The organism is Pseudomonas sp. Nvir (assembly GCF_963778085.1).
GTDB classification, from domain to species: Bacteria; Pseudomonadota; Gammaproteobacteria; order Pseudomonadales; family Pseudomonadaceae; genus Aquipseudomonas; species Aquipseudomonas juntendi.
Genome location: NZ_OY970405.1, coordinates 4692747 through 4715586, shown reverse-complemented (window position 1 = coordinate 4715586; position 22840 = coordinate 4692747). Strand labels below are relative to the sequence as shown.

The following is a 22840-nucleotide window of genomic DNA, read 5'->3' as shown; positions in this document are numbered from 1 at the left end:
CGACAGGCATAAGCAGGAAGGTCACGCGAATTACCCTGGGAGATCTGCACGTTTGCCATTGTGCTACCGAGCGTCAAGAGGCGACGGGATGGACGTGCAGAAGTCAGCCGAAGCCGTAGTAAGTGGCAGTTAACCGCGCCACCAAGGGCCGAACAGGTTATGCCGCCAGTAGGCGCCAGAGTCTCGTCGAATGTCGAAAAGCAGAAATTTCTCCGAGGGAGAACTGTGACCCCAAGTTCCGGACAGAATCCGAGAGTGACGGCTGGCAGTGCGCAGGCATCGACGGCGTCTGTGGCGTGGACGAACGCGGAGCCGGACACGCTGATGGGGCGGGTGCTTGCACCGGCCAACCTCAAACGTGCGTATCAGCGTGTGGTCAGCAACAAGGGAGCACCGGGTGCCGATGGCATGACGGTCGCTGACTTGGCTGGCTATGTGAAACAGTATTGGCCAACTCTCAAGGCCAGGTTGCTGGCTGGTGAATACCATCCCCAGGCAGTGCGGGCGGTCGAAATTCCCAAACCGCAGGGCGGTACCCGGCAACTGGGGATTCCCAGTGTCGTGGATCGCCTGATCCAGCAAGCCCTGCAGCAACAGCTCACGCCAATCTTTGACCCGCTGTTCTCGGACTACAGCTATGGCTTTCGTCCGGGCAAAAGCGCTCATCAAGCCGTCGAAACGGCCCGCTCCCATGTGGGGGCGGGCCATCGCTGGTGCGTGGAACTTGATCTGGAGAAGTTCTTTGATCGGGTCAACCACGACATACTCATGGCCTGTATCGAGCGCCGTGTCGAAGACAAATGCGTGCTCAGGCTTATCCGCCGTTACCTTGAAGCCGGGGTCATGTCGGGCGGTGTCGTCAGCCCACGGCAGGAAGGGACGCCGCAAGGCGGCCCGCTCTCGCCGTTGCTGTCGAACATCCTGCTCAACGAATTTGACCGTGAACTGGAGCGGCGGGGGCACCGTTTTGTGCGCTATGCCGATGATGCGAACATCTATGTACGTAGTCAGCGGGCAGGCGAGCGAGTACTGACCAGCGTCGAGCGCTTCCTGAAAGAGCGTCTGAAACTGACGGTGAACAGGAAGAAGAGCCAAGTGGCACGGGCGTGGAAATGCGACTACTTGGGTTATGGGATGAGCTGGCATCAACAGCCTAGGCTGAGGGTAGCGACGATGAGCCTTGGTCGCCTGCGCAGTCGGCTCAAGGAGCTGCTGCGCGGGGCGCGAGGCCGCAAGGTGGCCTATATCATCGAGCGGCTGAACCCCGTGGTACGGGGCTGGGCGAGTTACTTCAAGCTCAGTCAGAGCAGGCGCCCACTAGAAGAGCTGGACGGGTGGATCAGGCACAAACTTCGCTGTGTCATCTGGCGGCAATGGAAGCAACCCTCTACGAGGATCAGCAACCTGATGCGTCTGGGTCTAAGCCGAGAGCGTGCTTGTAAATCTGCTTTCAATGGCCGAGGCCCATGGTGGAACTCGGGTGCGCCACATGTGAATCAGGCCCTACCGAAGAAACTGTGGGATCAACTCGGATTGGTCTCGATACTGGATACGATCAACCGGCTTAGTCGCATAACCTGAACCGCCGTGTACGGAACCGTACGCACGGTGGTGTGAGAGGACGGCGGGTGTGAACCCGCCTCCTACTCGATCGATAAGAGGGCAGGGGCTGAACAATCAGTCCAGCAGGGTAGCCCAGCTCTCGACCACGTCGCCGCCCCACTTGGCTTTCCACTCTTTCAGGGTCTTGTGGTTGCCGCCTTTGGTTTCGATCACTTCACCGTTGTGCGGGTTCTTGTATTGCTTGACCTTGCGGGCACGCTTGGTAGCAACAGCCTTGACGGTGCCACGCGGTGCTTTGCTCAGTTTCGACTCTGGGTCGAGCAGGGCAATCACGTCGCGCAGGGACTTGGAGTACTCGCCCATCAGGTTGCGCAGTTTGCCTTCGAACTCCAGCTCTTTCTTCAGCTTGTCGTCCTGCGACAGGTTGGCCAGGCGAGCCTGAAGTTCTTTGATGGCTTCTTCGGTGGCGCGGTACTCGTTGATCAGGGACATGGAGTGTTCCTTAATGCGTGTTCAGAAATGTGTGGGGCAATAATAGACAGCCGATACTCGCAAGTAAACATAATGTTGGGCAATTAACTGTTGATTAAGCTGTGACAATATTTCTCCGGTGAACAAAAATTTACATTAGCGTGTGCCATTTCGCCGGCTGTGTCAGATAGTGTCCACATTGCCAGCGTGGTTGCTACAGTGGCCGCGGCCGCTGCAATCAATACTGCGCTTTTCCTTGCGTGCCGCTAGAATAAGCGCCTTTGCGAAGTTCTGGAGTCTCATTCATGCGCACCTATCGTCTGGTGATCGCCTGCCCCGACCGTGTAGGGATCGTGGCGAAAGTCAGTAATTTCCTGGCCTTGTACAATGGCTGGATCAACGAAGCCAGCCATCACTCCGATGAGCAGAGCGGCTGGTTCTTCATGCGTCATGAAATCCGCGCCGAATCATTGCCCTTCGGTATCGAAGCCTTCCGTGAGGCGTTTGCGCCGATTGCCGAAGAGTTCTCCATGACCTGGCGGATTACCGACTCGGCGCAGAAAAAGCGCGTGGTGCTGATGGCCAGCCGCGAGTCGCATTGCCTGGCTGACCTGCTGCACCGCTGGCATACCGATGAACTGGACTGCGAGATCCCGTGTGTCATTTCCAACCACGACGACCTGCGCAGCATGGTCGAGTGGCACGGCATACCGTTCTTCCATGTACCGGTCGACCCCAAGGACAAGGCCCCGGCCTTTGCCGAAGTGTCGCGCCTGGTCGAAGAACACGCGGCCGATGTCGTGGTGCTGGCCCGCTACATGCAAATCCTGCCGCCGCAACTATGCCGGGATTATGCTGAGAAGGTCATCAACATTCACCACAGCTTCCTGCCGTCGTTCGTGGGTGCCAAGCCTTACCACCAGGCCGCGCTGCGTGGGGTGAAGCTGATCGGTGCAACGTGCCACTACGTCACCGAAGAACTGGATGCCGGCCCGATCATCGAGCAGGATGTGGTGCGCGTCAGCCACGCTGACAGCATCGAAGACATGGTTCGCTTTGGCCGTGATGTGGAAAAGATGGTGCTGGCACGTGGCCTGCGTTATCACCTCGAAGACCGCGTGCTTGTGCATGGCAACAAGACGGTGGTCTTCGACTGATACCGTTGGGTTGCCTGCAAGCCTTTGGGGCTGCTCGGCAGCCCTATCGCTACGCTTGAGGAACATACCGATGGCCAAACGGCGCAACCAACCCACCGCTACGGCCCCGCCCACCGTGGGTGAAGGCTGCCTGGCGCGCTACGACCCGCAAGCGCTGGCCGACACCGACGGCACCGATTTCCCCGGCGCCGCCGAACTGTGGCAGCGGCTCAAACCGCCTGGCGCCGCCAGCGCGTCAGCAACGGACGCGCCAGCAGGCACACGAACACCGGCCCGCCTGCCAGCAGGTAAAAGTAATAAGTGACTGCCCGCCAGATGAGGATCGCCGCGGCGGCGGTGGAGCTGCCCACCAGCGGCGTCAGCAGGCTTGCAGACGTCAGCTCGGCCGCACCTGCCCCGCCCGGTAGCAGGCTGAATTGCCCGGCACTGAGCGACAGCATCTGCACCAGAAAGCTGGGGATCCATGCCAGCTCCCCGCCCAACCCGCGCAATACCAGGTACAACACGCTGTAGCGCAGCCCCCAGTGGATGCAGGTGAGGGTGAACACCAGCGCCAGCGTGCGCTTGGGCAACTGCCAGGTCTGCGCCAGTGCGGCGATGAAGTGCAGCAGTTTGCGGGCCCAGCGGCGCTTGCGCGGTGCGGCCACGCCCAGGCGTTGCAGCAGCCTGCCGTTGAGGCGCATGAGCGCGCGGCGGTAGCGCAGCAAGCCGATCACCCCAACCAGCGCACTGCACAGCAGCAACGCACTGCCCAGCAACATGCTCTGCTGGCTGTGGCCCAGGCTGTGAAACAATGCGTAGCCCGCAATCGCCAGCATCGCGCAGAAAAAGAACAGCAGGTCGTTCAATTGGTCCATGGCGAACACGGCGCCACTGCGCGCCGGGCCGATGCGCTCGCGTGCCAGCAGCGCCATCAGGGTCAACGGGCCACCACTGCCGCCGGGGGTGGTGCAGATGGCGAACTCGGTGGCCATCACCACGCCCAGGCTGCGCAGGTGCCCAAGCCTTGCGCCTTGCTGGCCCAGCAACAGGCGCAGGCGCATGGCGTTGATCACCCAGCACAGCAGGATCATGCCCAACAGGGTCAGCAACAGGCCGGGATCGAACCCTTGCAACCGGGGCAGCAGGTCACTGCCGCCAAGCAGGGCTGGCACCAGCATTGCTGCGACAAGTGCCAGGCCTAGCCAGGCCAGACGGCTCATGCGCTGACCCGTCGGTCCAGCCAGGCGGACTTGGTGAGGGGTTCGCGACCTTGGGCCATCAGGGTGCGCAGGGTATTGAGCCAGTACTCGCGGGAGCTACGGTGGCGCATGTCCACCGGGTGCAGGCCCAGGCGCAGGGTTTCGGCGTTCTGCCACCGTCTGCACTGCCAGTCGCACAGGGCCCGCGAAAGCCCCCGGCGCCAGGCACTGCGGGCGCTCCACACCAGCCCTGGCGCCTTGATCGGGGTGAACTCGGGCAAGCGGTACAGGTGCTGCGGTGTGCTGGTGTAGCGCAAAGGCAGCTGGCGCAGCGCCTGGCGGGTGCCTTCGCTCATCAACCAGGCTGGCGCCACGAAACCTGCCACCGGCCATTGCTGTTGGGCGAACACGGCCAGGCCCTGTTCCAGGCGCTGCAGGGCCTGCTGTTGATCAAGGCCATAGAACTCGCCTTCGTGGGTATAGATGCGGCGCATGAAGAAGTCGCCTGGCGTGCGCGGCGGCGGGCCGTTGTCGGCATGGTAGTAGCCATGCAGCGCCAGTTCGTCGCCCTCGGCCAGGCGCCGTTCAAGCAGGTGGCAGAACGCCGGTGAGCGCAACAGCGGGTTGCGCTGGTGAAAGTCCGGAACCACCAGCCAAGTCATGGGCACACCGCCGATAGCATCCACAGCCTCCACGAAAGGTTGGTAGTCGGGCCATGTTTCAGGCGCGACATCATGCAGTACCAGCATCAGGCTGCGCGGTGCGGGGCGTGACTCAAGCATGGGCGCGCACCAGAGGCTGATGGCCGAGCACGGCCTGGTAGTGCAGCAGCAGGCCCGCGACCACGTTGTCCCATGAGTAGTGTTGCTCGACGTGGCGGCGCGCCTGCGCGCCCAGCTTGCGCACACCTGCCTCGAATGCCTCGCGCACGGCTGTGGCCATGGCCTGGGCATCGTTGGCTGTACACAGGCGGCCGCACTGGTCATTGACGATTTCGCCGAAGGCACCCGCGCGCACGGCGACCACCGGCGTTGCACTGGCCATGGCTTCGAGAATGACCAGGCCGAAGGTTTCCTGGTCGCCGGCATGCACCAGCAGGTCGGCGCTGGCCATCAGCCGGGCGACCTCCTCTGGCGGGCAGAACTGGCCGATGACACTGACGTTGTCCGGCACATTGGCGGGCATGCCGGAGCCCACCAACAGCAGGTGGTAGGGGTGGCCCAGCTGCTGCATGCAGGCCAGCAATACCGGCAGGTTCTTTTCCCGGGAGCCACGCCCGGCGTAGATCAGCAGGCGGGTGGTATCGGCGATACCCAGTTCGGCACGCACATTGGCGTCGCGTTTGGACGGGTGGAACGTGGCCAGGTCCACGCCCAGCGGTTGTACGTGTACATCGCGCACGCCCAGACGGCGCAGTTTGTCGGCCATGACCCGGCTGGGGGCCAGCACCCGGTCGAAATTCCCGTAGAGCTTGCTGACATAGGCCTCGACATTGGGCGTGAACCAGTTGCCCATGCGGTTGCTGACCAGCAGCGGCAGGTCGGAGTGGTAGAAGCCGATTACCGGCACGTCCAGCTGGCGCCGGGCCTCCAGCGCCGCCCAGGCAGTCAGGTACGGGTCGCCGACCTCGATCAGGTCCGGCTTGAGCGAACGCAGGGTCTTGCACCACGGGGCCAGGCGTACCGGGAAGCGGTAGCCTTTGCCAAAAGGCAGCGGCAGTGCCGGTACTTGGTAGATGCCGTCGGCATTGTGGGCGCTGGCACCAGGAATCAACAGGCTATGGCGTACGCCCTGGATGGCGTCGAGGCGGTGATGTTTGGCATCAAGATAAGTTCGTACGCCACCGCTGGCGGGGGCGTAGAACATGGTGATGTCGGCGATGTGCACGATCAGCATCCCTCCGGGATCGTCTTTCGGGTCTGTCATCTGGCGCTTGGTTGGCGGCGATGACACGCCTAAAGGTTGACCTTTCAGAAGGATAGTTTGTTCGATCGGGGTTGCGCGGCAAGCTGCCCCAGGGGAGGGGGTGTACCTGCTCCCCTGGGGCACGTGGGACTAGATCCGGAAACTGCCCACCAGGTGCTTCAGGCGCCCGGCCTGCTGCTCCAGGTCGGAGCACGCACGCAGGGTGGCCTGCAGGTTCTCCACACCTTCCTGGTTGAGCATGTTGATCTCGTTGATATCCATGTTGATGGCTTCGACCACGGCAGTCTGCTCCTCGGTGGCGGTGGCCACCGACTGGTTCATGCCATCGATTTCGCCAATGCGCACGGTCACGCTGTCCAGCCGTTCGCCGGCCTGATTGGCGATCTGCATGCTGTCGGTGCTGTGGCGCTGGCTCTGATCCATGGTTTCCACCGATGCGCGGGCACCCACCTGCAGTTCTTCGATCATGGCCTGCACCTGTTGCGCCGATTCCTGGGTGCGGTGGGCCAGGTTGCGTACCTCATCGGCCACCACGGCGAAACCACGCCCGGCTTCACCGGCGCGGGCCGCTTCGATGGCGGCGTTCAATGCCAGCAGGTTGGTCTGCTGGGAGATACTGGTAATCACTTCCAGAATCTGGCCGATGTTCACGGTTTTGCTGTTGAGGGTCTCGATGTGTTCGCTGGAAGTGACGATCAGGTCCGAGAGCCGGTTCATCGCCGCAATGTTGCGCTCGACCACCTGTTGGCCTTCTTCGGCCAGCAGCCTTGCGGAGCTGGCGTGCTGCGAGGCCTGGGCAGCGTTGCTGGCGATTTCCTGGGCCGCGGCACCCAGTTCGTTGATGGCCGCGGCCACGCTGTTGGTGCGGTTGGCCTGCTCATCGGAGTTGGTCATTGATGAGTTCGAGGCGCTGATCACCCGCAGCGCCACTTCGTTGACTTGCTCGGTGGCCGAGGACACTTCGCGGATGCTGCTGTGAATACGCTCGACGAAGCGGTTGAAGGCGTTGCCGAGAATGCCGAATTCATCATGGTTATGGATGCGCAGGCGCTTGGTCAGGTCGCCCTCACCTTCGGCGATGTCTTCCATGGCGCGGGTCATGGTGTGCAACGGCTGCATCAGTACGCGAATCAGCAAGCCGAGCAAGGCGATGATGATGACCACGGCGACGACCGTGGCAACCACTGCCGAGGTGCGGAAGGTGCTCAGCATCGAGAAGGCCTTGGCCTTGTCCACCGACAGGCCGATGTACCAATTGGCCGAGGGCAGGCCGGTGATCGGGGTGAAGGTCAGCAAGCGTGCCTGGCCGTCGCTTTGCACTTCGGTCAGTTCGTTGCTCAGCTTGGGTGTGTGTTGCGGGAACAGGTCTGACAGCGACTTCATCACCAGGGCCTGGTCCGGGTGTACCAGGATCTTGCCCTGGTCATTGACCAGGAAGGCATAGCCCATACCACCAAAGTCCAGCGAGTTGATGATTTGCACCAGACCGTCCAGCGCCAGGTCGCCACCGACCACACCCACGCTGCTGGAGACCTTGCTGAGGATGCCGATGACCATCTTGTTGGTGGTCATGTCGATGTACGGTTCGGTCAACATGGCCCCGCTGGCATTCATGCCATCCTTGTACCAGGGCCGGATGCGAGGGTCGTAGCCGTCGGGCATCTTCGCGTCCGGGCGAACACTGAAGCCGCCGTCGATCTTGCCCAGGTAAACGGTCAGGAAGCTGGAGAGCAGTGCGCGCTGGCCCATGAATGTTTCAGCGTTGGCCGGGTTCTGGGCAATGTTCTGCGCCAGGTTTTCCACCAGTTTGATACGCCCGTCGAACAGGTTGCGGATGTTGGTGGACGTGGAAGTACCCATTTCAGCCAGGTAGTTTTCCAGGTCCTCGCGGATGGCATTACGCTGCAGGTAATCGTTGTAAAGGGTGAAAAGGCTGAAGGCGAGTATGACGATCAGTGAGGCGGCCAACAGTATCTTGTGGCTGAAACGCAGGCTTTTATTCATGGCGTAATCGGTTCCGCTAAGGTTTTAATCAGGGCGTTCGCACGAGTGAGGCCGCAAGGCTGTGCAATATCCGGAAAAATCCCTTTTCGGTTGTTCCTCTCTTCTAAGACGAATATCACCCGAAGGTATCGGCCGGTTTCAGTTAAAGCTTGAGCAGGGGATTAAAGAGATGTTGGAAACTTCGACCATAGTTGTGGGATCGGGCCCGGATCGCCAGCCGCTCGGGCAAGCCATGCGCCTGGCCAACCGCCACGGCCTGGTGGCAGGCGCCACCGGTACAGGCAAGACCGTCACCTTGCAACGCCTGGCGGAAGTGTTCAGTGACGCCGGGGTCGCGGTGTTTGCCGCCGACGTGAAAGGTGACTTGTGTGGCCTGGGCGCCGCCGGTGCACCGCAGGGCAAGGTGGCCGAGCGCATCGCCGGCATGCCGTGGCTTGGGCATACGCCACGGGCCTACCCGGTGACGTTGTGGGATATCGCGGGGCAGTCCGGCCACCCGCTGCGCACGACCCTCAGTGAAATGGGGCCGCTGCTGCTGGGCAACTTGCTGGAACTGACCGACAGCCAGCAGGCGGCGTTGTATGCAGCGTTCAAGGTGGCCGACCGTGAAGGCCTGTTGCTGCTCGACCTGAAAGACCTCAAGGCGCTGCTTGCCCACCTGAAAGACAACCCGCAATTGCTGGGTGAAGACAGCGCGCTGATGACCACTGCCTCGACCCAGGCCTTGTTGCGCCGGCTGGCAACCCTCGAGCAACAGGGGGCCGAGGCGCTGTTCGGCGAGCCGGCGTTGCAACTGGAAGACGTGCTGCGCCCGGACCCCGATGGCCGCGGCCGGATCCACCTGCTTGATGCCAGCCGCTTGGTGCATGAGGCCCCCAAGGTCTACGCCACCTTCCTGTTGTGGCTGCTGGCTGAATTGTTCGAGCAGTTGCCCGAGCGCGGCGATGCCGAAAAACCGCTGCTGGCGTTGTTCTTCGACGAGGCGCACCTGTTGTTCAACGGCACGCCCAAGGCGCTGCAGGAGCGCCTGGAGCAGGTGGTACGGCTGATCCGGTCCAAAGGTGTGGGTGTGTTCTTCGTCACCCAGTCGCCGGGTGACTTGCCGGATGCGGTGCTGGCCCAGTTGGGCTTGCGCATTCAGCATGGCTTGCGGGCATTCACGGCGAAGGAGCAGAAGGCATTGCGGGCGGTAGCCGATGGCTTCCGCCCCAACCCGGCGTTCGACACCTTGAGCGTGCTCACCGAACTGGGCATTGGCGAAGCGCTACTGGGGGCGCTTGAAGAGAAGGGCACCCCGGCCATGGTCCAGCGCGTGTTGGTGGCACCGCCGCAATCGCGGATCGGGCCGTTGAGTGCTGCGGAGCGCGGTGCGCTGATTGCTGCTTCGCCGCTGGCCGGGCGCTATGACAAGCCGGTGGACCGTGAGTCGGCCTATGAAATGCTGACCCAGCGCAAAGGTGAGGCGGTGGAGCCGGCGCCGCAACCGAAGACCGATGAAGAGAGCTTTGCCGACAAGGCCGGTGAGTTCTTGCAGAGTGCGGCGGGGCAGGCGATCAAGTCGGCGGTGCGCCAGGCAGCCAACCAGTTGGGGCGGCAGCTGGTGCGGGGGTTGATGGGGTCGTTGTTGGGGGGCAAGAAAAAATAGTTGGCTGCCACCTGGACCGTATCGAGCCTGGGCCTTGCGCAGTGCCTGTGGGCCCAGTTGCCGATATGAAAAAGGCGCCCCGGGGGACGCCTTTTCCTAATTGCGGTGTCACTCAGCCAATGGCCTTGGACGCCAGCCAGAACAAGCCGGCCGCCAGGCCCATCGAGGCTGGCAGGGTCAGAACCCAAGCCATCAGGATGGTTTTGACGGTGCCACCTTGCAGGCCGCTTTTGTTGGCGACCATGGTGCCGGCCACGCCGGACGACAGCACATGCGTGGTCGACACCGGCAAGGCGAACACGTTGGCCATGCCGATGGCACAGGCCGCGGTGATCTGTGCCGACATGCCCTGGGCATAGGTCATGCCCTGCTTGCCGATCTTCTCGCCAACGGTCAGCACCACACGCTTCCAGCCCACCATGGTGCCCAGGCCCAAGGCCAGGGCAACGGCCACGATTACCCAGAACGGGGCGTATTCAGTGGTGGCGGTAAGGTCCTTGCGCAGTTTTTCCAGGTCGGCCTTTTCGCGGGCTTCCAGGCCAGGCAGCTTGCCAACCTTCTTCGCGGTGTCGTCCAGGCACAGCAGGTAGCGGCGTACTTCAACGCGCTTCTCGGCAGCCAGGCTGTGATAGTCGGTCACGCCTTGCAACGAGGTCTGCAGTGCGGCGATGGTCGGCTCGGTCTGCTGCGGGTTGCAACTGAACTGTTCCGGCAGGTCGCTGGCCTTGGCCTTGCCCAGGGCCAGGAACTCGCCCAGGGTGGCGGCGTTGCGCTCGTAGAACTGGCTCATGTGCAGCGTGGCGTCGCGGGTACGCTCGATCTGATAGGTGGTGCTGTTCAGGTCGAGCACGAACTTGGCCGGAACGATACCGATCAGCACCAGCATGATCAGGCCAATGCCTTTCTGGCCGTCGTTGGAACCGTGCACGAAGCTCACACCCATGGCAGAAACCACCAGGACCAGGCGGTTCCAGAAGGGCGGGTGCTTCTTGTCGTCGAGTTTACGGCGCTGTTCGGGGGTCTTGTGCATCTTCGACAGCGGGCGCCACCACTTCAGGCCGAGCAGCACCAGGGCGGCTACGGCGAAGCCGGCCATTGGCGAGACCACCAGCGACATGGCAATGTCGATGGCTTTCTGCCAGTTAACGCCGTCTCCCAGCGGGATGTCGTTGATCAGGGCATTGGCCAAACCTACACCCAGAATAGAGCCGATCAGCGTGTGCGAGCTGGAAGCGGGAATACCGAAATACCAGGTGCCGAGGTTCCAGGTGATGGCCGCGGCCAGCAGGGAGAAGACCATGGCCAGGCCGTGCCCGGTGTTCACATTGATCAGCAACTCTACCGGCAGCAGGTGCACGATGGCGTAGGCCACCCCGACACCGCCCAGCAGTACGCCGAAGAAGTTGAACACGCCGGAGAAGAACACGGCGAGGTGGGGAGGCATGGCTTTGGTATAGATGACGGTAGCTACCGCGTTTGCGGTGTCATGAAAGCCATTGATGAACTCGAAGGCGAGTACGAAGGTCAAGGCGAGCAGCAGGCTCACCAATACCCAGGCATCCAGTCCGCTGAATAAATCGATCATGAAGGTTGTCTGGCGGTCATAGGGGGGCGGGATTATGCCAGAAAACCTTGGCAATCGATGCACCTCCAGCAGGCCGTTGGCACGGCCAAAAGCGCCAAAGCTGCCCTGCGAGCGGCCCTTGATTACAGGGCAAGTTCAGCTTAAATCGGCGAATTGCTGCGAAAAGCAGGTCAAAAACGTAAAGGTCCAGCTTCGGTGCTAATTAAAACGATCGTTTGAAATTTGTGAAAATCCATTTCACTTCGCTTGGGTAATAAGACCAACACGCCCGGGCGAGCCGGGCGAACACAGCGCTGCATTGACCCGGGTCAGGGGTTCTCGCTGCGTAGTTCCTTTTCCATCCGTTCCAGTTCCTGGCTGAAAGCCTGGTCGCGCAGGCTGGCGCGTTTGCGCCAGGGTTTGCGCTCCGGTTCCGTTTGTGCGGCATAGGTGGTGACTTCGCCGCCGTAGACATCCTTGTAACGTTCAGCCTGGCGCTCGAGTTCTGCGCGCAGTTCATCTTTCGTCACATGCAGTACCTGAATTAAGTGTAATCACGGGGGTAACGCGTTATGCGCTTGTGCGCCCTGTTCCGGCCGCAACGGCTTGGTTCCACGGAAGGTTCCGTGGGCACAATTGCGTCACGACTGTGGTGCCGATTATAGCAACCGATAATTTGCCGAACATCGTTATTTAACCTGCACCGCCATCATCCGACGCACGTTATGGCATGTGCCGGTAAACAAGTTGGGGCTTTCTTACAAGTTTGAAAGGCATGCCGGATAAAAGTTCGGGCAACAAGCTGACGAGGGGGGAATGAAAAACGGCCCCGCCGAAAGGCGAGGCCGTTGCCTGGGGACTTCTACGGTGGGTACCTGACCAGTCTCTCCAAAGAAGCCACATGTGGCAGGAGAAAGGTATAAGCAAAAGTGTCAGCGGTCAATTGCGATTATCGGCCGTTTGTTCGATAATCGCACGAATCGGCGTTTTTTTTGAGGTGTGCGATGAGTGACGAAACGGTGGACAACGCTTCTGCCAGCCCAGAGGCGGCACGGCCTGTGTTGGCGGCCATGGCGCCGCCGATCGTGGCCTCGCCGGCCAAGCGCATCCAGGCTTTCACCGGCGACCCGGACTTCATGACATCCCTGGCCCGTGGCCTGGCGGTGATCCAGGCTTTCCAGGAGCGCAAGCGCCACCTCACCATCGCCCAGATCAGCCACCGTACCGAAATACCCCGGGCCGCCGTGCGCCGTTGCCTGCACACGCTGATCAAGCTGGGCTATGCCACCACGGATGGGCGCACCTACTCGCTGCTACCCAAAGTGCTGACCCTGGGGCATGCCTACCTGTCATCCACGCCATTGGCGATTTCGGCCCAGCCGTACCTGGACCGCATCAGCGACCAACTGCACGAGGCGGCCAACATGGCCACCCTCGAAGGTGACGACATCCTTTATATAGCCCGTTCGGCCACGGTCGAGCGCCTGATTTCGGTCGATTTGTCGGTGGGCGGGCGCCTGCCCGCCTACTGCACGTCGATGGGGCGCATTCTGCTGGCGGCGCTGGATGACACCAGTCTGCGCGAATACCTGGAGCGGGCCGACCTCAAGGCGCGCACCAGCCGTACCTTGCATGATGCCGAATCGTTGTTCGCCTGTATTCAGCAGGTCCGCGCCCAAGGCTGGTGTGTGGTGGACCAGGAACTGGAGCAGGGGCTGCGCTCGATTGCCGTGCCGGTGTATGACGCTTCCGGGCAGGTGCTGGCAGCCTTGAACGTAAGTACCCACGTCGGGCGGGTCACGCGCAGCGAACTGGAGCAGCGCTTCTTGCCGATCCTGCTGGCTGCCAGCCGGGACCTATGCCACCAGCTGTTTGGTTGAGCGCGCAAGGGGGGGCGCGCAGCAACCTGCGGGGCGCGCGCCAGCGGTTTTTTGAACAGGCAAAACGGTTTCCTGTGCGATAAACGCACAGTGTCGCTCGCGGCGAATTGCTTCACCTGCGCCCGCTGATTAATGTCTCTCGCAACGGTCGGCTATGCCGACCGAACAAGAAAAACATGAGGCACATACCATGCATACTGTCCCTAGGCTGCTGCGCTCGCACCCGCATGCAGTTTCGTTGTATCCAGGCTGACCCAGGCCATTTTCCCTAGCGTTGCCCACCTGTACCGGCTAGCCGAGTGCAATGGCCTGGCTGTGCCCCCTATTCTGGATAACAACAATGAACCAAGCGCAAACCAACGTCGGCGCAAGCCTTGACGTCCAGTCGTTCATCAATCAGCAACCGTTGTCCCGCTATCAGTGGCGGGTCGTGCTGCTGTGTTTTCTGATCGTCTTCCTCGATGGCCTGGACACGGCCGCCATGGGCTTCATTGCCCCGGCCCTGTCGCAGGAATGGGGCATTGACCGTGCCAGCCTGGGCCCGGTGATGAGTGCCGCGTTGATCGGCATGGTCTTCGGCGCCCTGGGCTCGGGGCCGCTGGCCGACCGCTTTGGCCGCAAGGGCGTGCTGGTGGGTGCTGTACTGGTATTCGGTGGCTTCAGCCTGGCCTCGGCCTATGCCACCAACGTCGACCAGCTGCTGGTGCTGCGCTTCCTGACCGGCCTTGGCCTGGGGGCGGGGATGCCCAACGCCACCACGCTGCTGTCGGAGTACACCCCAGAGCGGCTCAAGTCGCTGCTGGTCACCAGCATGTTCTGCGGCTTCAACCTGGGTATGGCCGGCGGTGGCTTCATTTCCGCGAAAATGATCCCGGCCTATGGCTGGCACAGCCTGCTGGTAGTCGGTGGCGTGCTGCCGTTGCTGCTGGCCGTGGTGCTGATGGTCTGGCTGCCGGAGTCGGCGCGCTTCCTGGTGGTGCGTAACCGTGGCACTGACAGGGTGCGCAAGACCTTGTCGCCGATCGCCCCGCAGGTGGTGGCCGAGGCGGCCAGCTTCAGCGTGCCGGAACAGAAGGCCGTGGCCGCCCGCAACGTGTTCTCGGTGATTTTCTCTGGCACCTACGGCCTGGGTACCGTACTGCTGTGGCTGACTTATTTCATGGGCCTGGTGATCGTCTATCTGCTGACCAGCTGGCTGCCGACCCTGATGCGTGACAGTGGCGCGAGCATGGAGCAGGCGGCCTTTATCGGTGCCTTGTTCCAGTTCGGTGGCGTGCTGAGTGCGGTCGGTGTGGGTTGGGCCATGGACCGCTTCAACCCGCACAAGGTGATCGGCGTTTTCTACCTGCTGGCCGGGGTCTTCGCCTACGCCGTAGGGCAGAGCCTGGGCAATATCACCTTGCTGGCGACGCTGGTGCTGGTGGCTGGTATGTGCGTGAACGGCGCCCAGTCGGCCATGCCGTCGCTGGCGGCGCGCTTCTACCCGACCCAAGGCCGGGCGACCGGGGTATCGTGGATGCTGGGCATCGGCCGCTTCGGCGCGATTCTCGGTGCCTGGAGCGGCGCAACCCTGTTGGGCCTGGGCTGGAGCTTCGAGCAGGTGCTCACGGCGCTGCTGGTGCCGGCGGCGCTGGCTACCGTTGGGGTGGTGGTGAAAGGGCTGGTGAGCCACGCCGACGCCACCTGATAGCGAGGCCGCCCTTGCCGGCCAGGCGCTGTACGAAGGTGGGTAGCAAGGCAACAAATAGTTCGATAATCGCACGAATAGTCGATTATCGGATTGTAAGCTACCCACCGGCCTCCTTAATCTGAGCTTACTGAAGCACCCTGACCAGGAGCCTCCAATGCCACGTGCAGACCACCACCGAACCCACCGAAATCAAGCTGCCACCCCGCGTGACCTTGATGCCCGTACCGCCGCGGCCCATGGCCAGCCGGCAGGAGAAGCCTGATGCGAGACGTATTCATCTGTGACGCCATCCGTACCCCGATTGGCCGCTTTGGCGGCGCCCTGGCCGGTGTGCGTGCCGACGACCTGGCCGCCGTGCCACTGAAGGCGCTGATCGAGCGCAACCCCGGTGTGCAATGGGACCAGGTTGACGAGGTGTTTTTCGGGTGCGCTAACCAGGCAGGTGAAGACAACCGCAACGTGGCGCGCATGGCGCTGCTGCTGGCCGGCCTGCCCGAAAGCATTCCGGGCGTTACCCTTAACCGCCTGTGTGCTTCGGGCATGGATGCCATTGGCACTGCTTTCCGCGCCATTGCCAGCGGGGAAATGGAGCTGGCCATCGCCGGGGGTGTGGAATCGATGTCGCGCGCCCCGTTCGTCATGGGCAAGGCCGAAAGCGGCTATTCGCGCAACATGAAGCTGGAAGACACGACCATCGGCTGGCGTTTCATCAACCCGCTGATGAAGAGCCAGTACGGCGTGGACTCCATGCCGGAAACCGCCGACAACGTGGCCGACGATTATCAGGTATCGCGCGCCGACCAGGATGCTTTCGCCTTGCGCAGCCAGCAAAAGGCCGCTGCAGCGCAGGCAGCCGGCTTTTTTGCCGAGGAAATCGTGCCGGTGCGCATCGCCCACAAGAAGGGTGAAGTGATCGTCGAGCGTGATGAACACCTGCGCCCGGAGACCACCCTGGAAGCGTTGACCAAGCTCAAGCCGGTCAACGGCCCGGACAAGACCGTCACCGCCGGCAACGCTTCGGGCGTCAACGATGGTGCGGCAGCACTGATCCTGGCCTCGGCTGAAGCGGTGAAGAAGCATGGCCTTACCCCGCGTGCCCGCGTTCTGGGCATGGCCAGCGGTGGCGTTGCGCCACGGGTGATGGGCATTGGCCCGGTCCCGGCAGTGCGCAAGCTGACCGAGCGCCTGGGTGTGGCGGTGAATGATTTCGATGTGATCGAGCTCAATGAAGCGTTCGCCAGCCAAGGCCTGGCAGTGCTGCGTGAACTGGGCGTGGCCGATGATGCGCCGCAGGTGAACCCTAATGGCGGCGCGATCGCGTTGGGCCACCCGCTGGGCATGAGCGGTGCTCGCCTGGTGCTGACGGCGCTGCATCAACTGGAGAAAAGCGGTGGCCGTAAAGGCCTGGCGACCATGTGCGTGGGCGTCGGCCAAGGCTTGGCGCTGGCCATCGAACGGGTTTGACCTGTCCTGGCCCCTTCGTGGGGCAAGCCGGGTGTCACAGCATGGCCGTTGCCCACTGCACAACGGCAAACTGTGGCAGCAGGCTTGCCCCGCGAAGGGGCCGGCACCTTCGACTCAAGGCCAATTGCCAGCCTCAAGGCGGAACGAGGTGTTACCAGGTATGTCTAGAATAACCTGGGACCCTTCAGGAGTAATCTCACCATGACCTCAACCTATTACACCGGTGAAGAGCGCAGCAAGCGCATCTTCGCTATCGTTGGTGCCTCTTCGGGCAACCTGGTGGAATGGTTCGACTTTTACGTCTATGCCTTCTGTGCGATCTACTTCGCCCCGGCGTTCTTCCCCTCCGACGACCCCACGGTGCAGTTGCTGAATACCGCGGGGGTATTCGCCGCAGGCTTCTTGATGCGCCCGATTGGTGGCTGGATCTTCGGCCGCCTCGCTGACCGCCATGGCCGCAAGAACTCGCTGATGATCTCGGTGCTGATGATGTGCTTCGGCTCGCTGATGATCGCCTGCCTGCCCACCTATGCCAGCATTGGCACCTGGGCCCCGGCGCTGCTGTTGCTGGCGCGCCTGATCCAGGGCCTGTCGGTGGGTGGCGAGTACGGCACCACCGCCACGTACATGAGTGAGGTGGCCCTGCGCGGCCAGCGCGGCTTCTTTGCCTCGTTCCAGTACGTGACGCTGATCGGCGGCCAGCTTTTGGCCGTGCTGGTGGTAGTGATCCTGCAGCAGCTGCTGACCGAGGATGAGCTGCGTGCCTGGGGCTGGCGCATTCCGTTCGTGGTCGGGGCCATTGCTGCACTGATCTCGTTGATGCTGCGCCGCTCGCTGCACGAAACCAGCAGCGCCGAAACCCGTCAGGACAAGGATGCCGGCACCATCAAAGGCTTGTTCAGCAACCACGCTGCAGCCTTCATCACCGTGCTGGGCTACACCGCAGGTGGGTCGCTGATTTTCTACACCTTCACCACCTACATGCAGAAGTACCTGGTGAATACCGCTGGCATGACGGCGAAGAACGCCAGTTATGTGATGACGGCTGCGCTGTTCCTGTTCATGGTGCTGCAGCCGTTCTTCGGCATGCTGTCCGACCGTATTGGGCGACGCAATTCCATGCTGCTGTTCGGCGCGTTGGGAACGCTGTTCACCGTGCCGCTGCTGATGGCGTTGAAAACCGTGACCAGCCCGTTCATGGCCTTCGTACTGATCAGCCTGGCACTGTGCATCGTCAGTTTCTATACCTCGATCAGCGGCCTGGTGAAGGCCGAAATGTTCCCGCCGCAAGTTCGTGCGCTGGGTGTAGGCCTGGCCTATGCGGTGGCCAACGCAGCATTCGGCGGTTCGGCCGAGTACGTGGCCCTGGGGCTGAAGACCATGGGTATGGAGAATACGTTCTACTGGTACGTGACAGCGATGATGGCGATAGCCTTCCTGTTCAGCCTGCGCCTGCCGAAGCAGGCCGAGTACCTGCACCATGATCATTAAGGAAGCTGCATGAGCAACCAACTGTTCGACGCCTACTTCACCGCGCCGGCCATGCGCGAGGTGTTTTCCGACCGTGGCCGCCTGCAGGGCATGCTGGATTTCGAGGCCGCGCTCGCCCGCGCCGAGGCTTCGGTCGGCTTGGTTCCGCACAGCGCCGTGGCCGCCATCGAGGCGGCCTGCCAGGCCGAGCGCTATGACGTAGGCGCCCTGGCCAATGCCATCGCCAGCGCTGGCAACTCGGCAATCCCGCTGGTGAAGGCGTTGGGCAAGGTGATCGCCACCGGCGTGCCCGAAGCCGAGCGTTATGTGCACCTGGGCGCTACCAGCCAGGATGCGATGGACACCGGCTTGGTATTGCAGTTGCGCGCTGCCCTCGACTTGCTGGAAAGCGACCTTGGCCAGCTTGCCGAAACCTTGGCGCAGCAGGCCTTGAAGCACGCCGACACCCCCATGGTGGGGCGCACGTGGCTGCAACATGCCACGCCGGTGACCTTGGGCATGAAGCTGGCCGGGGTGCTTGGCGCCGTGACCCGCCATCGCCAGCGCTTGCAGGCGTTGCGCCCGCGCTTGCTGGTGCTGCAGTTCGGCGGCGCCTCGGGCAGCCTGGCGGCCTTGGGCAGTAAGGCGCTGCCGGTGGCCGAGGCGCTGGCCGAGCAACTGCGGCTGGCCCTGCCGGAACAGCCTTGGCACACCCAGCGCGACCGCTTGGTGGAGTTTGCCTCGGTGCTGGGCATGATCGCCGGCAGCCTGGGCAAGTTCGGCCGCGATGTCAGCTTGCTGATGCAAACCGAGGCTGGCGAGGTGTTCGAGCCTTCCGCGCCGGGCAAGGGCGGCTCTTCGACCATGCCCCATAAGCGTAACCCGGTGGGGGCCGCCGTTCTGATCGGGGCCGCCACCCGGGTGCCGGGGCTGGTTTCGACGATGTTCAGCGCCTTGCCCCAGGAACACGAGCGCAGCCTGGGGTTGTGGCATGCCGAATGGGAAACCCTGCCAGAAATCTGCTGCCTGGTCTCCGGTGCGCTGCGCCAGGCCCAGGTGATTGCCGAGGGGATGGAGGTGGATGCCGAGCGCATGCGCCGCAACCTCGACCTGACCCAGGGCCTGGTGCTGGCCGAGGCGGTGAGCATTGTGCTGGCACAGCGCCTGGGCCGCGACCGCGCCCACCACCTGCTGGAGCAATGCTGCCAGCGCGCCGTGGCCGAGCAGCGTCACCTGCGTGCCGTGCTGGGTGACGAGCCGCAGGTCAGCGCCGAACTGTCCGCCGAGGAACTCGATCGCTTGCTCGACCCTGCCCATTACCTGGGCCAGGCCCGCGTCTGGGTGGCGCGCGCCGTGTCCGAACATCAACGTTTCACTGCCTGAAGGAGACCGCTGTGGCGCATTTGCAACTGGCCGATGGCGTTTTGAATTACCAACTCGATGGCCCGGCAGACGCCCCGGTGCTGGTCCTGTCCAACTCGCTGGGTACCGACCTGGGCATGTGGGACGCCCAGATGCCGCTGTGGGCCGAGCAATTCCGGGTGCTGCGCTACGACACCCGTGGCCACGGTGCATCGCTGGTCACCGAAGGCCCTTATTCCATCGAGCAACTGGGCCGCGATGTGCTGGCGCTGCTCGATGGCCTGGACATTGCCAAGGCGCACTTTGTCGGCTTGTCGATGGGTGGCCTGATTGGCCAGTGGCTGGGCATCAATGCCGGTGAGCGCTTGCGTAGCCTGACCTTGTGCAACACTGCCGCCAAAATCGCCAATGACGAGGTGTGGAACACCCGTATCGACACCGTGCTCAAGGGCGGCCAGCAGGCCATGGTCGACCTGCGCGATGCGTCCATTGCCCGCTGGTTCACCCCAGGCTTTGCCCAGGCACAAGCCGCAGAGGCCCAGCGTATCTGCCAGATGCTGGCGCAGACCAGCCCCCAGGGGTATGCCGGCAACTGCGCGGCGGTGCGCGATGCCGACTTCCGTGAGCAACTCGGTCGCATCCAGGTGCCGACGTTGATCGTGGCAGGGACAGAAGATGTGGTAACCACCCCGGCGCACGGCCAGTTCATGCAAACCGGTATTGCCGGTGCCGAATACGTCGAGTTCCCGGCAGCGCACCTGTCCAACGTCGAGATTGGCGAGGCGTTCAGCCGCCGCGTGCTTGCTTTCCTGTTGGCTCACTGAGGACCCTGCCATGGACGAGAAACAACGCTACGACGCCGGCATGCAAGTACGCCGCGCGGTACTGGGCGATGCCCATGTGGACCGCAGCCTGGAAAAGCTCAACGACTTCAATGGCGAGTTCCAGGAAATGATTACCCGCCATGCGTGGGGTGACATCTGGACCCGCCCCGGCCTGCCACGTCACACCCGCAGCCTGATCACCATTGCCATGCTGATCGGCATGAACCGTAACGACGAACTGAAGCTGCACCTGCGCGCGGCGGCCAACAACGGCGTGACCCGCGACGAGATCAAGGAAGTGCTGATGCAGAGCGCGATCTACTGCGGCATTCCAGCGGCCAACGCCACCTTCCACCTGGCGGAGTCGGTGTGGGACGAGCTAGGGGTAGAGTCGCGTAGCTGACCCTCACGCGGCCCCGCCTGTAGGAGCGGCCTTGTGTCGCGATGGGCTGCGCAGCAGCCCCGGAATATCAGCTTCGCAGCTACGATTGCCGGGGCCGCTGCGCAGCCCATCGCGACACAAGGCCGCTCCTACACAGGTGCCGGGGTTACAGCGCGACACAAGGCCGCTCAGGTGCCACGGTTACATCGAGCGTATGGCCACCGGGCCTGCATTGCTTTCCACAGCCTGCTTCAGGGCCGGGCACAAGCCCAACATGAAGGCCGCTTCTGCCACCACGAACAAAGGCCCGATGATCAGGCCACTGATGTCGTCCACAAACGCTGGTTTTCGGCCTTCGTAATAGTGGCCGACGAACTGGATGATCCAGCCCAGCACGAACGCGCCCACCCCGGCACCGAGCCAAAGCCCGGTAGGCTGCACCGCCAGCACCTGGCCAACCCACAGGCACAAGCCCAGCAACGCCCCCATCACCAGCCCGAAGCGCAGGTCCAGGCGCAAGTAGAACCAGACCGAAGCCGCTGCCGCCAGCAGGGCAGGGGACAGCCATATGCCAGCAACCTCCCACCCGGGGCGGGACAGCAGGATGGTGACTGCCAGCACGATCATGGGGATGCCGATGAAGTGGGTGACGATGTTGCGCGGGTCGCGGTGGTAACTGGCGTACTGGCTCAGGTGGTCGACGAGCGTTTTCATTGTTGTGCCTCCCTGGTTTGCTTGGGCTGGTCAAGCTGCCTGTCAGGGCCCTGCGCGGCGGTTACACGCCGCGACAGGCCCGGTACAGGCAATGGGTATAGCTCAGGATAGCCCGCAGCCACCACTATCATCAGCGGGGCGAATGGCAGGGGCGCCCCGCGGGCTTATCCTGCGGGGCCATGGCGCACATTGGCAGGGCTTACAGCAGGTTCAGCGGGTAGCTCACGATCAGGCGGTTCTCGTCGAAGGCGTTGGTGCTGAAGTCACGGCGCATGGTGGAGTTGCGCCATTTCACCGACAGGTCCTTGAAACTGCCCGATTGGATCACGTACGCCAATTCGGTTTCCCGGGCCCATTCCTTGCCATCATCAACGTTGCCGACGGTCACGTTCTCACCCTTGATATAGCGGTTCATCAGCGTCAGGCCGGGAACGCCAACGGTGGCGAAGTTGAAGTCATGGCGCACCTGCCAGGAGCGTTCCTTGGCGTTGTCGAAGCTGGAGTTGTAGCTGTCGTTGGCCAGGGTCCCGCCGCTGGTGCCATTGACCCGCATCCAGGCGTTGTCGCCGCTGACCTTTTGCAGGCCCACGTAGAACGTATGGCCCTGGTAGCGCGCCGAAAGCAGCGCCGAGGCGGTACGGTTGTCCAGCTTGCCGGCACGCTCGGCGCCGTCTTCCTTGCCGATGAAGTAGCCCAGGTTGGCGCCCAGGGTCCAGTCGCCCAGCGGCTGGCTGTGGGTCAGGTTCAGGTACTGTTGGTGGTAGATGTCCTTGAGCTGGGCATCCCACAGGCCAATCATGGTGCGTTTGTCGTTGAAGGTGTATTCGCCGCCACCGAAGTTGAACCGGTCGGAGGTGAACGCGCCTTTGCCGTTCATCGACATGTCTTCCATGCTGGCGTCGTTGCGCGGGCTGTTGCCGCGGAACTGGCCGGCGTACAGGGTCAGGCCGGCGATTTCCCTGGAGGTCAGCTGGCCGCCGCGGAAGGTTTGCGGCAGCGAACGGCCGTCGTCCGAACGCAGGATCGGCAGCACCGGCATCCATTCCCCGACCTTCAGTTCGGTTTCGGAAAGCTTGGCCTTCAACGCCACACCCAGGCGGCCAAAATCATCGGCTGGGCGGCCGTCGTCGTGCACGGGTAGCAGGTGGGTGTTGGTGGTGCCTTTGCCACCGTCGAGCTTGACCGAATACAAGCCCAGCACGTCCACGCCGAAACCGATGGTGCCTTGGGTGAAGCCGGAACGGGCATCCAGAATGAAGCTCTGCGTCCATTCTTCGGCCTTGCCCTGTGGGTTGGCCGGGTCAACGAAGTTACGGTTGATGTAGAAGTTGCGCAGGTTGAGGGTGGCCTTGGCGTCTTCCAGGAAACCGCCTTGGTCGGCAGCGAAGACGGGGAGGGCGCAGGACATGGCCAACAGGCCGGGCAGCAGCTGGCGTGCGGTTTGCGAAGTGCTCATCTGTCGTGGATCTCTTGTTTTTATGGGGCGTTGCGTGGGGGGATGGTGCTGCGTGAGGCGGGGGTGAGGCAATTCGTCGCAAACGGA

At 62.7% G+C, this 22840-nt stretch carries 19 protein-coding genes and 1 pseudogene; 10 read left to right on the top strand and 10 right to left on the bottom strand.

Features of this window, described 5'->3' with window-relative positions:
• Positions 1-159: 159 nt before the first annotated feature.
• The gene (ltrA, locus tag AACG97_RS22665) at positions 160-1581 is read left to right on the top strand and encodes a group II intron reverse transcriptase/maturase (protein WP_042914345.1); all 1422 of its coding nucleotides are present in this window, start codon (positions 160-162) and stop codon (positions 1579-1581) included.
• 96 nt (positions 1582-1677) lie between these two features.
• Here ltrA and mvaT read toward each other — a convergent pair whose 3' ends face one another.
• Positions 1678-2055, bottom strand: coding sequence for a histone-like nucleoid-structuring protein MvaT (gene mvaT / locus AACG97_RS22660; protein ID WP_009685634.1), 378 nt, complete (start codon positions 2053-2055; stop codon positions 1678-1680).
• 284 nt (positions 2056-2339) lie between these two features.
• On the opposite strand from mvaT, the gene purU reads away from it, so the two are divergent.
• Positions 2340-3191 (top strand): formyltetrahydrofolate deformylase, encoded by an 852-nt coding sequence (purU, locus tag AACG97_RS22655; RefSeq protein ID WP_047149623.1) that lies wholly within the window; start codon positions 2340-2342, stop codon positions 3189-3191.
• Between the two features lie 209 nt (positions 3192-3400).
• Here purU and AACG97_RS22650 read toward each other — a convergent pair whose 3' ends face one another.
• From AACG97_RS22650 to AACG97_RS28150, 5 genes and pseudogenes are all read right to left on the bottom strand, one after another.
• Positions 3401-4393, bottom strand: a complete 993-nt coding sequence (locus AACG97_RS22650) for a lysylphosphatidylglycerol synthase transmembrane domain-containing protein (RefSeq protein WP_009685631.1) — start codon at positions 4391-4393, stop codon at positions 3401-3403.
• Entirely contained in the window at positions 4390-5154 is a 765-nt protein-coding gene (locus AACG97_RS22645; RefSeq protein ID WP_009685630.1) for a DUF2334 domain-containing protein, read from the bottom strand. The genes AACG97_RS22650 and AACG97_RS22645 overlap by 4 nt, the downstream gene beginning before the upstream one ends.
• Positions 5147-6268, bottom strand: a complete 1122-nt coding sequence (locus tag AACG97_RS22640) for a glycosyltransferase family 4 protein (protein ID WP_009685629.1) — start codon at positions 6266-6268, stop codon at positions 5147-5149. The genes AACG97_RS22645 and AACG97_RS22640 overlap by 8 nt, the downstream gene beginning before the upstream one ends.
• Before the next feature lie 159 nt (positions 6269-6427).
• Entirely contained in the window at positions 6428-7192 is a 765-nt protein-coding gene (locus AACG97_RS28155) for a methyl-accepting chemotaxis protein (RefSeq protein WP_370593824.1), read from the bottom strand.
• Between the two features lie 93 nt (positions 7193-7285).
• A pseudogene (locus AACG97_RS28150) lies at positions 7286-8302 on the bottom strand (cache domain-containing protein); the annotation flags it as partial.
• A 169-nt stretch (positions 8303-8471) separates the two neighbouring features.
• Here AACG97_RS28150 and AACG97_RS22630 point away from each other — a divergent pair.
• A complete protein-coding gene (locus AACG97_RS22630) occupies positions 8472-9947 on the top strand; it encodes a helicase HerA-like domain-containing protein (RefSeq protein ID WP_009685627.1) in 1476 nt (491 codons plus the stop codon).
• Between the two features lie 112 nt (positions 9948-10059).
• Here the strand turns inward: AACG97_RS22630 and AACG97_RS22625 are convergent, their stop codons facing one another.
• The gene (locus tag AACG97_RS22625) at positions 10060-11532 is read right to left on the bottom strand and encodes an inorganic phosphate transporter (RefSeq protein ID WP_009685626.1); all 1473 of its coding nucleotides are present in this window, start codon (positions 11530-11532) and stop codon (positions 10060-10062) included.
• A 308-nt stretch (positions 11533-11840) separates the two neighbouring features.
• Entirely contained in the window at positions 11841-12041 is a 201-nt protein-coding gene (locus tag AACG97_RS22620; protein ID WP_009685625.1) for a hypothetical protein, read from the bottom strand.
• 474 nt (positions 12042-12515) lie between these two features.
• On the opposite strand from AACG97_RS22620, the gene pcaR reads away from it, so the two are divergent.
• The 7 genes from pcaR (at position 12516) to pcaC (ending at position 20604) form a co-directional block, all read left to right on the top strand.
• Positions 12516-13391: a pca regulon transcriptional regulator PcaR gene (gene pcaR / locus AACG97_RS22615; protein WP_009685624.1), complete on the top strand. Its 876-nt coding sequence runs from the start codon at positions 12516-12518 to the stop codon at positions 13389-13391.
• 340 nt (positions 13392-13731) lie between these two features.
• Entirely contained in the window at positions 13732-15078 is a 1347-nt protein-coding gene (locus AACG97_RS22610) for an MFS transporter (RefSeq protein ID WP_009685623.1), read from the top strand.
• Positions 15079-15339: 261 nt separating this feature from the next.
• Entirely contained in the window at positions 15340-16545 is a 1206-nt protein-coding gene (gene pcaF / locus AACG97_RS22605; RefSeq protein WP_175442624.1) for a 3-oxoadipyl-CoA thiolase, read from the top strand.
• A 201-nt stretch (positions 16546-16746) separates the two neighbouring features.
• Positions 16747-18036 (top strand): MFS family transporter, encoded by a 1290-nt coding sequence (locus AACG97_RS22600; RefSeq protein WP_009685621.1) that lies wholly within the window; start codon positions 16747-16749, stop codon positions 18034-18036.
• Positions 18037-18045: 9 nt separating this feature from the next.
• Positions 18046-19398, top strand: coding sequence for a 3-carboxy-cis,cis-muconate cycloisomerase (locus tag AACG97_RS22595; RefSeq protein ID WP_047149622.1), 1353 nt, complete (start codon positions 18046-18048; stop codon positions 19396-19398).
• A gap of 11 nt (positions 19399-19409) precedes the next feature.
• Positions 19410-20201, top strand: coding sequence for a 3-oxoadipate enol-lactonase (pcaD, locus tag AACG97_RS22590; protein ID WP_009685618.1), 792 nt, complete (start codon positions 19410-19412; stop codon positions 20199-20201).
• A 10-nt stretch (positions 20202-20211) separates the two neighbouring features.
• Positions 20212-20604 carry a 4-carboxymuconolactone decarboxylase gene (pcaC, locus tag AACG97_RS22585; protein WP_047583944.1) on the top strand — a complete coding sequence of 131 codons (393 nt, stop codon included), beginning with the start codon at positions 20212-20214 and terminating at the stop codon, positions 20602-20604.
• Positions 20605-20784: 180 nt separating this feature from the next.
• On the opposite strand, the gene AACG97_RS22580 is transcribed toward pcaC, so the two are convergent.
• Positions 20785-21297 carry an Mpo1 family 2-hydroxy fatty acid dioxygenase gene (locus AACG97_RS22580; RefSeq protein WP_029887531.1) on the bottom strand — a complete coding sequence of 171 codons (513 nt, stop codon included), beginning with the start codon at positions 21295-21297 and terminating at the stop codon, positions 20785-20787.
• Positions 21298-21496: 199 nt separating this feature from the next.
• Positions 21497-22753, bottom strand: coding sequence for an OprD family porin (locus tag AACG97_RS22575; RefSeq protein ID WP_009685614.1), 1257 nt, complete (start codon positions 22751-22753; stop codon positions 21497-21499).
• Positions 22754-22840: the final 87 nt, after the last annotated feature.